At 27.6% G+C, this 16,478-nt stretch carries 11 protein-coding genes; 5 read left to right on the top strand and 6 right to left on the bottom strand.

Annotated features, from left to right (window positions below; all coding sequences use genetic code 11):
- Nucleotides 1–89: 89 nt before the first annotated feature.
- Nucleotides 90–431, bottom strand: a complete 342-nt coding sequence (locus LLF98_RS10720) for a zinc ribbon domain-containing protein YjdM (protein WP_291703376.1) — start codon at nt 429–431, stop codon at nt 90–92.
- Nucleotides 432–804: 373 nt separating this feature from the next.
- On the opposite strand from LLF98_RS10720, the gene putP reads away from it, so the two are divergent.
- Nucleotides 805–2,280 carry a sodium/proline symporter PutP gene (gene putP, locus LLF98_RS10715; protein ID WP_291703374.1) on the top strand — a complete coding sequence of 492 codons (1,476 nt, stop codon included), beginning with the start codon at nt 805–807 and terminating at the stop codon, nt 2,278–2,280.
- A gap of 180 nt (nt 2,281–2,460) precedes the next feature.
- Here the strand turns inward: putP and LLF98_RS10710 are convergent, their stop codons facing one another.
- The 4 genes from LLF98_RS10710 to zapA form a co-directional block, all read right to left on the bottom strand.
- Nucleotides 2,461–3,183 carry a DUF523 domain-containing protein gene (locus tag LLF98_RS10710; RefSeq protein WP_291703372.1) on the bottom strand — a complete coding sequence of 241 codons (723 nt, stop codon included), beginning with the start codon at nt 3,181–3,183 and terminating at the stop codon, nt 2,461–2,463.
- Between the two features lie 32 nt (nt 3,184–3,215).
- Nucleotides 3,216–5,576 (bottom strand): endonuclease MutS2, encoded by a 2,361-nt coding sequence (locus tag LLF98_RS10705; protein WP_291703370.1) that lies wholly within the window; start codon nt 5,574–5,576, stop codon nt 3,216–3,218.
- Nucleotides 5,577–5,633: 57 nt separating this feature from the next.
- The gene (locus LLF98_RS10700) at nt 5,634–7,997 is read right to left on the bottom strand and encodes a U32 family peptidase (protein ID WP_291703368.1); all 2,364 of its coding nucleotides are present in this window, start codon (nt 7,995–7,997) and stop codon (nt 5,634–5,636) included.
- 409 nt (nt 7,998–8,406) lie between these two features.
- A complete protein-coding gene (gene zapA / locus LLF98_RS10695; RefSeq protein WP_291703366.1) occupies nt 8,407–10,443 on the bottom strand; it encodes a cell division protein ZapA in 2,037 nt (678 codons plus the stop codon).
- Nucleotides 10,444–10,832: 389 nt separating this feature from the next.
- Here zapA and LLF98_RS10690 point away from each other — a divergent pair, with 389 nt between their 5' ends.
- From LLF98_RS10690 to LLF98_RS10675, 4 genes are all read left to right on the top strand, one after another.
- Nucleotides 10,833–12,191, top strand: a complete 1,359-nt coding sequence (locus LLF98_RS10690; protein WP_291703364.1) for a Mur ligase family protein — start codon at nt 10,833–10,835, stop codon at nt 12,189–12,191.
- A gap of 18 nt (nt 12,192–12,209) precedes the next feature.
- A complete protein-coding gene (locus tag LLF98_RS10685; protein ID WP_291703362.1) occupies nt 12,210–12,932 on the top strand; it encodes a type 1 glutamine amidotransferase in 723 nt (240 codons plus the stop codon).
- Between the two features lie 206 nt (nt 12,933–13,138).
- Nucleotides 13,139–14,452 carry a D-alanyl-D-alanine carboxypeptidase gene (locus LLF98_RS10680; RefSeq protein WP_291703360.1) on the top strand — a complete coding sequence of 438 codons (1,314 nt, stop codon included), beginning with the start codon at nt 13,139–13,141 and terminating at the stop codon, nt 14,450–14,452.
- A gap of 99 nt (nt 14,453–14,551) precedes the next feature.
- Nucleotides 14,552–15,160 (top strand): flavin reductase family protein, encoded by a 609-nt coding sequence (locus LLF98_RS10675; RefSeq protein ID WP_291703358.1) that lies wholly within the window; start codon nt 14,552–14,554, stop codon nt 15,158–15,160.
- Between the two features lie 97 nt (nt 15,161–15,257).
- Here LLF98_RS10675 and LLF98_RS10670 read toward each other — a convergent pair whose 3' ends face one another.
- Complete coding sequence (locus LLF98_RS10670; protein WP_291703356.1) at nt 15,258–16,418, bottom strand: hypothetical protein; 1,161 nt, start codon at nt 16,416–16,418, stop codon at nt 15,258–15,260.
- Nucleotides 16,419–16,478: the final 60 nt, after the last annotated feature.

The following is a 16,478-nucleotide window of genomic DNA, read 5'->3' as shown; positions in this document are numbered from 1 at the left end:
AAAAATGAAGAGCTAGGCTTAATGCCTAACTCTATCACTACTTATTTAATATTATAACCTATTTCATTTCTGTTCAACTAAAGCTATATTTATACCTTTTTAACAAATTCAGATTTTAATTTCATAGCTCCAAATCCATCAATTTTGCAATCAATATTATGATCTCCATCAACTAAACGTATATTTTTTACTTTAGTCCCTATTTTTATTGATGATGAACTTCCCTTTACTTTAAGATCTTTAATTATTGTTACAGAATCACCATCGTTTAAGATATTTCCATTTGAATCCTTAACAATCTTTTCATCTTCATTATTTTTATTTTCTGATTCTGCAGTCCATTCATAAGCACATTCTGGGCAAATGAAAAGACCTCCATCTTCATAAGTATATTCTGAATTACATTTTGGGCACTTTGGTAAATCCAACATATTTTCATGTCCTCCATTCGTATTATTAAACAATTATTTTAAATTTATTTTTCTAAATTCATAACAATATTAATTACAAACTTAAAATTTATTAACATATAGTATGTTCCTTATATTCGTTAATATACTATCATAATCTTCTTATGTTGGCAAATACGCCTTTAAATGCTCCTTGACATTAATTTTCCAATTATATATTTTAAAATTTATTATATTTGTTCTATTTTTCAGAAAAACTTTCAGTCAAATATTTTTTAAATAGAAAATTCAAATTAATTGATTTGTTGTTTTTTAAATAATATGATAATATATTCATGATATTTTTATGATAATATTCTTTTAATACTAAATAATTTTAAGGAGGCAATTTAATATGCAATTATGGTCAATTGTTGCAATTGGAGTATACCTATTCATTTTACTTGGAATAGGATATTATTCTTACAGAAAAACATCTAATCTCTCAGATTATATGATAGGAGGAAGAGGTCTTGGTCCTATGGTTACAGCACTTTCAGCCGGTGCAAGTGATATGAGTGGCTGGATGCTTATGGGACTTCCTGGGGCAGTTTATTTAACTGGAATTTCCAGTATCTGGATAGGAATTGGATTAACACTCGGAGCTTATTTAAATTATCTTTTATTAGCTCCAAGATTTAGAGTTTATACAGAGGTAGCTAATGACTCATTAACAGTTCCAGATTACTTAGAAAATCGCTTTAAGGATAAATCTAACATGCTTAGACTTGTATCAGGTATGATAATTCTTGTTTTCTTTGTTCTTTATATTTCATCAGGTATTGTGGCTGGAGGAAAGTTATTTGTTGATACTTTTAAACTAACATATACAATGGGTGTAGTAGTAACTTTATCTGTTGTTGTTCTTTATACATATTTTGGAGGATTTTTAGCCGTAAGTCTTACAGATTTCTTCCAAGGAACTTTAATGTTTATATGTTTAGTTGTAGTTCCAGTTGTAGCTTATATAAATGTAGGTTTAGCCCCTGGAGAATTTATAAGTAAAATTCAAAATATTGATCCTGCGTTATTTGATATGTTTAGAGGAACCAGTATCTCTACAATTATTGGCCTTCTAGCCTGGGGGCTTGGATATTTTGGTCAGCCACATATTATTGTTCGTTTTATGGCAATAAACTCTGCAAAGGAATTAAAATCAGCAAGAAGAATCGGTATCGGCTGGATGGCTATAGGTCTTTTAGGAGCTGTTGCAAGTGGTCTTATAGGCCTTGTATATTTTACTCAACACCAAAGCCCATTAAGTGATCCTGAAACAGTTTTTCTTCGTCTTGGAGACATTTTATTTCATCCTTTTATTACAGGAATTATACTCTCTGCAGTACTTGCTGCTATTATGAGTACTCTTTCCTCTCAGCTTTTGGTTTGTTCCAGTTCAATTACAAAAGACTTTTATTTAACCTTCTTTAATAAAGAAGCTTCTGAAAAGCAACAAATGGTAATAGGCAGATTAGCAGTAGTTGTAATTTCAGCCTTAGCAACAATATTAGCATACTTACCAAATAAGACTATACTTAGTATAGTTGGTCAAGCGTGGGCTGGCTTTGGTTCAGCTTTTGGACCAGTACTTCTATTAAGTCTTTACTGGAAGAGAATGACTAAATGGGGAGCTCTATCAGGAATGATTGTTGGTGGATTAACAGTTATCATATGGATCACGACTGGTTTATCTGCTTATATTTATGAAATGATTCCAGGTTTCGTACTATCTATTCTTTCTGTTGTTATTGTTAGTCTTTTAACTGAAGAAGTTACTGAAGATGTTCATGATGAATTTCGTCAGATGAAAAATATACTAGCAGATATTGAATAAATGTCTAGAATTTTAAAAATTAAACACATATAAGTTAAAGGAGATACTTATGAAACAAGTATCTCCTTTAACTTAATTATTACTAAATTTACCAGCAACAATTTCTATGTGTAGCCCAATCGGTCAAGCTATATTTTTAAATGAAGCCAAATATAATATTTTTTTATCAATATTGTGAGATTATTTTTCGTCTAATATTTCTTCAACTTCTTCAACACTTAACCCTGTTGCTTCTGCAATTTCATCCACTTCTTCAAACCCCATTAAGTCACGTGCTAATGAAATCATAAGTTTCTTAACATTTTCTTCAACCTTTGGAGGTAACTCTGACATATCTGTTAAATTTTGAGTTAGATCAAAATATTCTTCATCTTCACTTTCTTCTTCTAACTCAAAAAGTTTTCTCTTTTTAGCTTTTTCTCTGTCAAATTCATTAAGATATACTAATTTACTATTATCTACTTCTAAGTCTTCATCTGAGAATACAGTTATTCCTTCTTTTTCTAAAAGATATGCTGTTATTCCTTTACCTTTAATTTTATTACTTGTAAATGTGCCATCATATACAAAATTAGCTCCACATGAAGGACTTCCTTCTTTTAATATCGCTTTAGTAGATCCAAGTTCTTTTGCAATTTTTAATGTTTCATAAGCCCCATTTAAAAATTGTTTAGTTACATCTTCGCCTTTATTGCTTAATGCATTTCCATTTCCCTCTAATACTTCACTTGCCATATTATTTAGTTCAACTGGATTTCTAGGTGTTTGTAATCCCCCCAATTGTTCTGGACAAACTAAAACAGCCTTTCCTTCTTTAAATAATTTTAAACATCTATCATTTAAATTATTCTTTCCATTATATTTGCAGTTAACTCCACATAAACATGCACTTATTATATACATAAAATCACCTCTATTTCAATAAATGATTAAGATTATCCCTTAAGCTCAACCATAGTAACTCCATCTCCACCTTCGCCATAAGCACCTAATCTATATGACTTTACATGGGTATGTCTTTTAAGCATATCGTTTATAGCTTTTCTAAGTACACCAGTTCCTTTACCATGAACTATAGTTACTTCTCCTAGATTAGCTAAATAAGCATCATCTAGATATTTATCTGCTTTATAGCATGCTTCTTCTGCATCTAAACCTCTTAAATCTACTCGTGATTCCACACTACTTAAATTAAGCTTTACTTCTCTCTTTTTTCTTACCTTTTCTGATTTGGTAACTTTAGTTTTTCTTAAATCTTTTAATTTAACATTTATTTTCATAATTCCAGCTTCAACTTGAACTTCACCCCTATTATCTGGCATAGAGATAATTATTACTTGTTGATTCAACGAAGGTAAAAATGCTTCCATTCCAACAGTGACTTTAGTTATAACTTCACCTTGATTTTCTTTCATATTATGAATGCCTTTTTCTTGAGCTTCCAAATTTGCTTTAAGCTTTTTACGTTCTTCTTCAAGCCTTTGCCTTCCACCAGTTGCTATTCCAAGCTTTTCAAGTTCTCTCATAGCTTTTAAAATATCATCTGCTTCATCTTTTGCATTTGATACTATATCTTTTGCTTCACGTCTAGCATCCATATAAACTTTTTCTCTAGTTTTTTCTAATCTTTCAAGCTTATCTTCAAATTTTTTCTTAAGTTCCTCAGCTTCATCTTTAAGCTTTTTAGCTTCCCTTGCCTCTTGTTTTGCTATTATACTCTTTTCTTGAAGCTCTCTAATCAAATTCTCAAATTGAAGATTTTCTTCTGACATATATTCTTTAGCTCGTTTTATTACACCTTCTACAAGTCCTAATCTCTTAGAAATTTCAAAAGCATTAGATTTTCCTGGTACACCAATTAATAATCTATAAGTTGGGCTTAAAGTTTCTATATCAAATTCAACAGAAGCATTTTCAACCCTCTCTGTTTTTAATGCATATGCTTTAAGTTCACTATAATGAGTAGTTGCAATTAATTTTGCTCCCCTCTTTCTTAAAGTTTCTAAAATAGATACTGCAAGTGCTGCACCTTCTGCAGGATCAGTACCTGCTCCAAGTTCATCAAATAGTGCTAATGACTTATCATCTACATGTCTCATAATATTAACTATATTAGTCATATGGGATGAAAAAGTAGATAAACTTTGTTCAATACTTTGCTCATCACCTATATCTGCAAAAATCTCTTTAAAGAAAGCTATAGATGAATTATCACGAGCAGGTATTAAAAGTCCACTTAATCCCATAATGTGAAGTAATCCAACTGTTTTTATAGTAACAGTTTTACCACCAGTGTTTGGACCTGTTATCATTAATGTTTCAAATTCTTCTCCCAAGTAAATGTCAGCAGGTACAACCTTATCACGGTCTATTAAAGGATGTCTTCCTGATAATATATTAAATACTCCATCTTCGCGCACTATTGGTTTTATTGCATTTAGCGAAGACGCATATCTTCCTTTTGCAAATATAAAGTCCAATTCTACAAGTATTTTTAAATTATTTAAGCATTGTTCTCCATGATCTTGAACTTTTAAAGAAAGTTCAGTTAATATTCTTTCTATTTCAGCTTTTTCTTTTAAAACTAATTCTCTTATTTCATTATTTAAATTTACTAAACTTATAGGCTCAATAAAAAATGTAGCTCCAGTAGAACTTTGATCATGTACAAGCCCAGGAACTTGGCTCTTATATTCTGACTTTACAGGAATTACATACCTATCGCCTCTCATAGTATATAAATCATCTTGTAGATATTTTGAATTACTTCTAACTATAGAGTTTATTTTTTCCCTAACTGAAGAATTCTTTTCTTTAAGGCTTCTTCTTATATTATATAAAGTTTGACTAGCTTTGTCGCTAATTTCCTCTTCTGATACTATAGCTCTTTCTATTTCATCTTCTAATGGCTTTATAGGAACTAATATGTACGCTAAATCTTTAAGCCTTGGATATGATTTTTCAGCTTCTTCTCTCTTAAAAAATTCCTTCATAGTTCTAGAAACCCTAAGCATACTTCCAACTCGTAGTAATTGTTCTGGTGTTAAAGTACCACCTTTTTTAGCCCTTTCAAGCCCTTCATGTATATCAAAAAGACCTTCAAGAGGTGGATTTCCCTTAGTAATTAAAATTTCAAGAGCTTCGTTTGTTTCCTCTAGTTTGTTATTTATTTCATACACATTATCATAAGGCTCAAGAGCTTCTACCATTGCCTTACCAGCATTTGTTCTTGCATATTTTTTAATTTTCTCTTTGATTTTATAAAACTCTAATATTCTTAGAGAACGTTCATTCATTACAACACACCCTTACAATCAGTTAACAGTGTATAATTAACAGTTAACTGTTAATTATTATTCAACTCCACGTCTATAATGACCTTGAGTATACTTCTTATTTTCATTTTTCTTACCATAAGCAATTTGATTTAAAATATCATTAACTTCTTCATAGCTTTCATCTTTAAAATCTACTCTAAAGTTTGTAATATTAAAAGATTTAAGTTCTTCTATTTGCTCAATTAAATTTGTAGCCAATGAATTTAAAATGTGACTTCTACAATTGTTATCTGCTAGAACACTAAAATTTTCATTCATTCTATCAATTAATTTGAAGTTATCCTTCATACATGCACCATTACATTCTTTTTTAGAAGACTTACCTCCAAAAGTACTGCCTATAGGACAATATTCACTGACCATAAGTTCAGTATTACCATAAATATTAACTCCAACTTTACAATTGATATCTTTCATCATTTCTTTGATTTCTTTTCTGTTTAATTCCAAACTTATACATGGAATATCCACATCTTCAGAATAAAATTCAGCTGCTTCCTTGTTGAAAATATTTAATTTATAATCTCCTATTATAAATAGTTTGTCTTTATAAAGTTTTATTATTCCAACGTTACATGTGATTATTCCTTTTATGTAAGGTACTAACTCATCTATAATTTCAACTATATTATTAAATTCACTTTTAATGATATTAGGTAATTTTAAATAGATGTTTTTATCCTTTGAAGTTTGTTCATATAAATGTTTTAAGTCTTCTTTATTTATAGCATTCTTTTGTCTGCTATAAAATATATCTAAAGCTATATTTTTAACATTTTTATTTTCACGTAATACTTTTAATTGATCTTTTGTAATACAGCTATAAATATAACCTAAATCTTCATTACATTTTACATTCTTTGTTTTAGTAGTTTCTTGAATTCTTCTTTTTCTGTATGAACTCACTTCGTCTTTTAAAATCTTTTCAAACAATTCTCTTCTTAAATTATTTATTGCTGCTATTCTGATAAATCCATCATCAAAAGTATCAAAAACTATTTGCTCAAATTTATACGGAATCTCTCCTGACTTCTTTAATGATTCTTCAACTCTTTCTCTTGTCATAGGAGTATTAGTTGCAACTTCAACATGTTCACCATAAACTTTATATTCTTTTCCATTGAATTTTGTTTTAATAACAAGCGGAACATTAATCTTAAACTCAACTTCTCCAATTAAAGATATCTTCCTCTTATAAGGTTTTATATCCTTGTTTAAATCATCATACAACTTTTTATCAGACATTTTATATAATCTATAACCCTTTTTATATCCCCCAGTTGGAAATAATTTAACTGTATCGCCTCGAAAAGCTTCTTTGACTTCATTATTATTTTTTAAAATCTTACTTAAAGTAAATCCATCATCATAAAATCTTATTCCATCACCTAAAGATACATTTTCTTCTAAGACAACTTCTCCACTATTTGTAACCTGTCCTATAAACACTCCTGTATTTTTAGGATAATTATAGCTCATCATATCTTTTCCTACATTTTTATATAAATATGCTTTAGCGAAACCTTCTCTATTAAATAACTGAGCTAATTCATTTCTGCCCTTATTTAAATCAAACTTTGCATTTTTTAATACCTTATCAATGGATTTTCTGTAATTTCTTGTAACACCAGCTACATATTCTGGCTTTTTCATTCTTCCTTCAACCTTTAAAGATGCAGTTCCACTTTTTATAATTGAATCTACATCATCAATTAAACATGTATCCTTAGGACTTAAAAGATATCCCTTTTTCTCGCCTAAAATTTCACCTTTTAAAGTATATTGCATTCTGCAAGGTTGTGCACATCTCCCTCTATTTCCGCTTCGGCCACCAATCATAGAACTCATTAAACATTGTCCTGAATAACATACACATAAAGCTCCATGTACAAATATTTCTGTCTCAATGCCCAAATCCGTTGAAATATATTTAATTTCATCTAATGAAAGCTCTCTAGATAAGACAATTCTTTGCAGACCTTTTTCCTTAAAATACAAAGCACCTTCTCCATTATGAACTGTCATTTGAGTTGATGCATGAAGTTCGAAGTTTGGATATATATCTCTAATCAAGCTTATCAATCCAACATCTTGAATTATTAATGCATCCACTCCAATTTCATAAAGATATCCTGCATATTTTAAGGCTTCTTTTAATTCACTTTGTTTTAAAATAGTATTTATAGTAACATATACTTTTACATTGTAACTATGTGCATAATCCACAGCTTTTATCATAGTTTCATTATCAAAATTTGAAGCATAAGCTCTAGCTGAAAACTTATTTCCCCCAAGATATATTGCATCTGCGCCATTATTTATAGCAGCAATTAAACTTTCCATGCTACCTGCTGGAGCTAGTAATTCAATTTTATTCATATTTTCCTCCTAAGTTTTAATAACCAAATCTTGTTCTTGGTTACTCAAAAAACACATATAAGTTAAACTTGTTTATAGCAAAGATAGATTCACACTTTTTTATTGATAAAATATTCTCGTTTGTGCTTAAAAGTTCTTGGTTGCACTTCGTGCTTTTTTTATCAGTTTACATTTTTCAATTTCAACTTAGCTAACTCACTCATATGAGTCGCTTATTAATTTATTATATCATATTAAATCTTAACCATTGTTTGTAAATGAGTCAAGTTTCTACCCTTGTACTTTTAATACGTATCTCAAACTAGAAATAAAGGGTACTCTTTTTATGCAGTGTTGCATCAAAGTACCCTTTATCTCAACAGAAAATTCCATAAATGTAGTTTTCACTTTAGGTATCTATATCAAGTAGTTATCTTCTTTTAGCAATAGGTCCTACTTGCTCTTTTTTTATTTTTGCAACTTCTATTTCTGTATCTATTATCTTAGCTTGTAATTGAAACATCTTGTGTTGAAAAGTTTTAGATTCTTTATTAAGTTTATTATTTTCACTAGTTATTTCTTCTTTTTCTTTAACTAATAATAAAATTTTTTCTTCTAAATCATTTATAGAATCTTTACTAATATCTAAATTTCCTTCTAAATTTATTAATGTGTTATTTTTCTCTTTTAATTCTTCTTTTAATTGTAGTAAATCTTTATTTTTGTTTTCTAATTCTTGATTTATAGATTTCAAATCTTTATCCTTAGCTTCTATTTGTCTTTTTAAATTTAAAAAAATACCTTCTTTATCTTCTAATTCCTTTTCCAATCTCACTAAAGCTCTTTCTTTACTGCCTAAATCCTCTTTAGTTCTTCTGAAATTATATTCTGTAGTTTCAAGAGTTTTACTCAGTTCTTCTATTTCTTTATTTTTAAGATTAATTTGTTCTTCACTTTTTTCATGAGCTTCTTCAACTTCATACTTCAATCTTTCATTATTACTTTTAGTAATTTTCACTTCTTCTTCCAAAGCATCTTTCTCTCTATCACATTTTTCTATTTCCTTTGATAATTCTTCATTGCTAACTCTCATATTATTGATTTCATTATTTAAGATATCTTGTTTTATCTTTAAATTATTAATTTCACTATCTAGGACTTCTTTATCTTTGTCACACTTTTCTATTTCCTTTGATAATTGATCATTAATATCTCTCATATTATTGATTTCACTATTTAAGCCATCTTGGTTTGTAATTAATTTATTAATTTCACCTTCTAAACTTTCTTTTTCTTCACTTAGTAAATTAATTTGATTCATGCAATTCTCATTTTCTTTGTTTAGATTGCTTATTTTTTCTTTACATTCTGTAATTTCCTTATCTGATTCTTCAAACAAATCATTTAATTGCTTATTAAGTTCAGCATTTTCCATATTATTTTCTTCTATTTTCTTAGTTAATTCACTAACATTTCCTTTTTCAATATTTAAATTCTTATTTAACTCTTCTTTATTTTTAATTAATTCATTGATTCTATTATTTATATCTTCTTCATTTAATAATAATTCTTTAATTCTGTTATTTAATTGTTGTTTTTCTTCATTTAAGTTAAATTCAATTTCGCTATTTTTATTTATTTGCTTTTCTAAATTTATCTTACATTCAGTAAGTTCTTTATTACATTCAGAATATAATTTATTTAATTTTTCTAATTCATTCTTACATAGCTCATATTCTTTATTAATATGTTGTTTATTAATATCTTCTTTATTAATAATTTCAGTTAATTCTGTAATTATTTTATCCTTTTCCTTAGTAATATTAGTTATTTTACTTGTTAAAGTGTTTATTTGTACATTAGATTGTTGCAGTTGCTTATTTAATCTATATTCCTTATTTTTAGCTTCATCTACTTTTTTATAAAGAAGCTTACTCTTGTCCTTTAATTCAATAATTTCTTTATTTAAAATTTCATTATTATTCTTATTTTTCTTAGCTTCACTAGTCATTATTTTTTTTTCTGTCTTTAATTTTTCATTTTCTGACTTAAGCTCATTGATTTGATTATTCAACGAATTAAAAGTTCCCTCAATATTTTCATATCTTTTATTTAATTCAATTTCTCTTTTTCCAAAGGCATCTTTAACATTCATTTTTTCTTTATGAGCATTTTCTAGTTGTAGATTAATTTCATCTAATTTTTGTTTTAATAAAACATTTTCATCATCAATATCATTCTTAACTTTAATAGCCTTATCTAATTCTAAATCACATTCATAAAGTTCATCAGCAATATTTACAGCCGCTAAAACAGTTGCTGCAGTTGTACTAAGATTTGCTCTTTTAGAAATTATCTCTTTAATCTTTCCATCAACATAATTTGCCACCCCTAGCAAATATTTTTCATCTTTTTCTCCTGTTAAGTTATAATTCATACCATTTATATTAATTGTTACTTTAATCATAATAATAGCACCTCTTAAAATTCTTTATCTCCTTTAATTATAGGGCATATTGGCTAATAAAACAATTATGTAACGTCAGGCATCTGAAAAAAATCATAGTACATTGTGTTGGTACTTTTTCAATATGCTTTCATTAAAAATGAATTTTAAACTCTTATTTTTATTTTAGATATTAAAAACATTTTCGTAATTATTAATTTTTGTGCTATACTTATTTTGATTATTTTGTTGTTTAATTATTATATAAGATATATTGCATAGTTAATATTTTATGGTTAACAAAAAACTTATACATACGTCAAAGTACAATAAATTTAATGTGTTTTCTTTTTAATGATTAACATTGTTTTATTTTGTTAATCATTCTTATATATAAATAGAATTGGGCGGTGAGTAAAATAAATATTAAATATATTTTAAGCATTTTATTATCAAAAATTACTGCATTTCTTTCAAAGCATATTTTAAAAGGTGGAAGTAATTTTCCTGGTAAAATAGCATTAAAAATTGATAGGTCAATCTTAAAAACAGTAAGCAAAGGATATAAAGTAATTTTAGTAACAGGAACCAATGGTAAGACAACTACTACTAGCATGATTTATAACATATTAAAAGGAAATAAATTTAATGTTATTACTAATAATACTGGAGCTAATTTATATCCTGGTATTGTAGCTTGTTTTATTGCAAATTATTCTTTTTTCAAAAAGAAAGAAAATCCTTATGCGATAATAGAAGTTGATGAAGCTAATGTGAAATTTATTACAGAACATTTAACACCTGAAATAATAACTGTAACTAATTTATTTAGAGATCAGTTAGACAGATATGGAGAAGTTTATACGACTTTAGTTAAAATTATGGAGGGTGTAGCTAAGGTTCCTGAATCTAAATTAGTATTAAACGGTGATGAATCTTTACTTGGAAAGTTAGATATAAAAAATCCAATTGTGTATTATGGTTTTAATACTCCAATTAAAGAAAATGTTACTTTAGATTTAAATGCAGATGCAAAATTCTGTAAGTTTTGTAAAGCACCTTATTCCTATAACTTAGTTACTTATAATCATTTAGGGGACTTTTATTGTCCTGAATGTGGCTATAAACGTTCTGAACTTAATTATGCTGTAAATAAAATCTTTGATTTAACACCTGAAAATTCTTCTGTTTTAATTAATGAGACTGAAGTTTTTATAAGTCAATCAGGTGCTTATAATATTTATAATGCATTATGTGCATTTGCAATTTCAAAAGAACTTGGTATTGAAGATTCAGTAATTAAAACATCCCTTCAAAATCAAAGTTCAAGCTTTGGTAGACAAGAGCAAATAACCATAGATAATAAAGATATACAAATTATATTAGTTAAAAATCCTGCTGGATATAACCAAGCATTAGACACCCTTGCTCTTAATCAAAATGAATTTTCAGCAGTATTTATGTTAAATGATAATTATGCTGATGGGCGTGATGTTTCTTGGATATGGGATGTAGATTTCGAAAAAATATCTACGCTAAAGATAGAAGATGTTTTTGTATCAGGAATTAGAATGTATGATATGGCAGTAAGATTAAAAATTGCTGGTTTAAATATAGATAAGTTTATTTTAAAAGAAGATTATGAAGAACTAACAGATAAAATCAAAGGTTCTGTTTCTAAAAAAATATACATCCTTGCAACTTATACTGCAATGATTAATTATAGAAAATATCTTCATTCAAAAGGTTATATCAATAAATTATGGTAAGATACGGAGGTTTAAGTTATGGAACTAACTATTTGTCACTTATATCCCGATTTATTAAATGTATATGGTGATGTAGGCAATGTACTTATTTTAAAACATAGAGCAGCACTTAGAGGCATTGATGTAAATATAATAAACTGTTCTTTAGGTGAAAATATAGATAAAGAAAATGTGGACATTATTTTCTTTGGTGGTGGTCAAGATTATGAACAGTCTATAGTTTCAAATGATTTAAATCAAATAAAGAAAGAAACTTTGACAAGCTATATTGAAGATGAAAAAGTTCTTCTTGCCATATGCGGTGGATATCAATTATTAGGTAAATACTATACTGCGCCAAATGGTGAAAAAATAGAAGGCCTTGGCATTTTAGATGTTTATACTGAAGGGGGCGATACTAGATTCATTGGAAACACTGAAATATTTAATGAAAAATTCAATGAAACTTATGTCGGTTTTGAAAATCATTCAGGAAGAACTTACATAAATAATCACACTCCTCTTGGAAAGTGTATTCATGGATATGGTAATAATGGAGAAGATGGATTTGAAGGATGTATATATAAAAATACCTTTGGCTCATATTTCCATGGTTCTTTTCTTTCTAAGAATCCTGAGTTTGCAGATAGGCTTTTAACTTTAGCACTTCATAAAAAATATGGTGAAGAAGTACAATTAAATTCATTAAATGATGAATTTGAGAAAAAAGCAAAAGAATCTATAATGGAAAGGCTAAAATAACCCCAAATATACACCTATAAATTGTTATATATTGTAGTAATTTTTTAATATAACATTTATTGTTATATCGTTGCATAAATGTTATACTAAAAATGTTTTAATATATTGAAGGCATCTGAAAAAAATAATTATCCAATACATGTTTACATAACAGCTTTGAATTTTTATTTTTTTCAGATCCCTAGATGGAAGTGGAGAGATTTGATTTGAAAAAAAATTTAGTTTTAAAAGCACTTGTATTAACCCTTTCTCTTTCTTTATTTAGCCCATTAACTACGGCAAGTTATGCAGCAAATTCTACGACAAAATCTAAAACTGAAACTACTGCAAATAGCTTACCAGAAATTAAAGGTGAATCAGCTTTAACTATGGATTATGATACTGGAGAAATAATATATTGCAAAGATGCTGATAGCAAAAGATATCCGGCTAGTACAACAAAACTTTTAACGGGTTTATTATTAGCTGAAAATAAAAAACCAACTGATGAACTTGAGTATACTAAATCAGCAAAAGAACAACCTGAATATTCTTTAAATATAAATTATATGCACAATACTATGCAGCCTGGCGATACAGTATCTGCTGATGACATTATGAAGGGGTTATTGTTATTTTCAGGTAATGATACTGCTTACGTTATTGCGGATAATATTTCAGGTAATGTTAATGCCTTTGCTGATTTAATGAATAAAAAAGCAAAAGAGCTTGGAGCTAATAACAGTAATTTTATTACACCTAATGGATTGCATAATGATAATCATTATACTACAGCTTTTGACTTATCTTTAATAACAAAAGCAGCTTTTGACACTCCTTGGGAAAGAGACACAATGGAACTTCAAAAAGCTCCTATAACTCTAAAAAATTCTAAAATAATTTTAGAAAATAGAAATCTAACTCTAGGTAAGAATGGTAATATTGCTGGAAAGACCGGAACTACTGTTCCTGCTGGTGGATGTTTAGCTACAGTCTATGAAAGAGATGGTAGAAAAATAATAGGTGTTGTACTTAAAAGTAGACAAATTGATAATGCAGATATGACAAAATTCAATGATATGGATTCTATTATGGATTACAGTTATGAAGCTACTAAAGAAACCTATAAATCTAGTGGAGAAAATGTTGGAACTGCTGATGTAAAATATAAAGCATTTGGTTTTTGGGGTCCTTCAAAAACTATTTCTGTACCAATTAAATTAACTCAAAATGTAACATATTATAAGAATGCAATTAATGATGATGAATCTAAAATCACTTATAATGGAACTGATTCTAGTGCATGGAGTTTAGTTTCTAATAAAAATATTAAATTAACTTATAGCACAAGAAATCATACTGAAGAAGTTACAGGTGCAGTAGATATTTCACTCGGTGCACTAATTAAAGATAATTTAATAATATATATATCTACCATAGTAGCTATAGTTATTATTATTACTTTAGTTGCACTTATTAAAAATATGGCATCTAATTCAAGACGTAAAAAGAATAGTTACAAGAACAGAAGAAGATATTAATCTAGTTTTTATAAAATTAATTTACACATCTTCAAGTAAATTGGTTGGTATACTTCCCATTTATTTTGAAGATGTATTTGTTTAAAGGAGTAATTTAAAATGGATAAAATTAATTTTAAAGGAAGTGTAATTTTAAACCCAGTACCTGTGGTTTTAATTACTTCCAAAAATAATGTTGGTAAAACCAACGTTTTTACAGTTGGCTGGACTGGTACTATAAATACAAAACCGCCTATGCTTTATATTTCCATAAGACCAGAAAGATTATCTTATGAGTATATAAAAGAATCCATGGAGTTTGTTGTAAATTTACCTAGTTCTGATTTAGTAAAGAAAGTAGATTATTGCGGAGTTAGGTCTGGTAAAAAGAATGATAAAATAACTGAAATGGGCTTTACTTTAAAAGAAAGCCATAAAGTATTGACCCCATATATAGATGAATGCCCTGTAAATATTGAGTGTAAAGTGAAGAATATAATTCCACTTGGAACTCATGATATGTTTATAGCTGAAGTTGTTGCTTCTCATGTTAATGAAGATTTGTTAGACGAAAAAGGTAAAATTCATTTTGAAAATGCAAATATGATGTCTTACTGTCACGGTGAATACTTTCCATTAGCTAAAAAACCTATTGGTTCTTTTGGATTTTCAGTTATGAAAAAGAAAACTAAAAAACGTAGACAGCTTAACGAATCATCAAAAAAATAACTATTCAAGAATGCAAAAGTTTAAAGGGTTGTTTCAAAATACTCCTAATTATTTTGAAACAGCCCTTTATTTTTATATCATCAAGTGATTCGTAACTTCATTGAATAAAATACTTTTCCAATACTTCAATCATTTTTGTCTTCAAAACTTCAAATTTATCTACATAACTTACTTCTTGATTCTTTTGATCATAAATAACTAAATAAACGTCAACATTATCATTCCTATATGAAAATAAATATCCTAATTCCTTGTTATAGTCTAAATCAATTTCTTGAAAATCAACAGAAGTAATTTGGTATAAATTATTTTCTTTTTTTTCTAAAATTACCTTACTTCGTTTATTTTCTATGTTTATATTATTTTCTTTGTTCTTAGTATTATTATGATATGTTTGATCATCCAAGGTTATAAATACATTATCTTCATTATACTTGCCAAAAGGAAAATATAAATATCTCTTTCCTTTGATAAAAGATATTACGAAATCTTTTATCTCTGATTTTTGACTATTATATTTTTCACCATTTTTACTAATTGAAAACATTAAGCTTGTATACTTTTCATCCCATATAAAATATTTCTTTTGCCATTCTTCAAGAAATAATAATAAATTTAAAAAATCAAATTCGCTATACTTCTTTGTTATTAAGATGTTATTCTCAAGTTCATATTCTAATTGTTTTTCTATAAGCTTATCCTTTCTACTCATTATGCCAGCTTGTCCTTGTTTGCTTAAAAAATGACTAAATTCATTTCCAAAGCTAGCAGTAAGAATAGTTTTTAGAATTAGTTTATTATATTTTAAGAATTTTTGATTTTTATCTTTTACATTTGTCCCTAAATCTTCGGTACAATTATCTAAATATTCTTTAATTAAAGTTGAGTCTTTTTGTATATAACCTTCTTTTCTTAATCGCAATTGGCTTAAATCTCTTTTGATATATTCCTCCATAAGATGAGATTGCGTTTCTATACTTTTATTTTTAGGTTTTATTGATGTAATTATAGGGATGATTTTTGATAACTTTTCTTCTAAAGCTTCTTCTATGTTTACAATATAATCATTGGGAAATTCAAAATTACCTTTAGTATAAAGTTTTTCTTTAAATTTATTAATATTATTTATTTCTTCTATAATATTTATTTCATGTTTCAATACTATTTTTTCTTCAATTTCTGAAATAATTAATAATTTGCTTTTTTCAAAAGCATACCCTAGCCCGTAAGCTATAAGTAGTTCATCGTCACACTCCATCTTTACTATTCTCCCACATATATTATTTCAACATCCTCATTTGTTAATTCTTTTTTATAC

The organism is Clostridium sp. (assembly GCF_021372645.1).
Lineage (GTDB): Bacteria > Bacillota > Clostridia > Clostridiales > Clostridiaceae > Clostridium.
The sequence above is the reverse complement of the archived record's forward strand: the minus strand, read 5'-3'. Positions and strand labels throughout refer to the sequence as shown.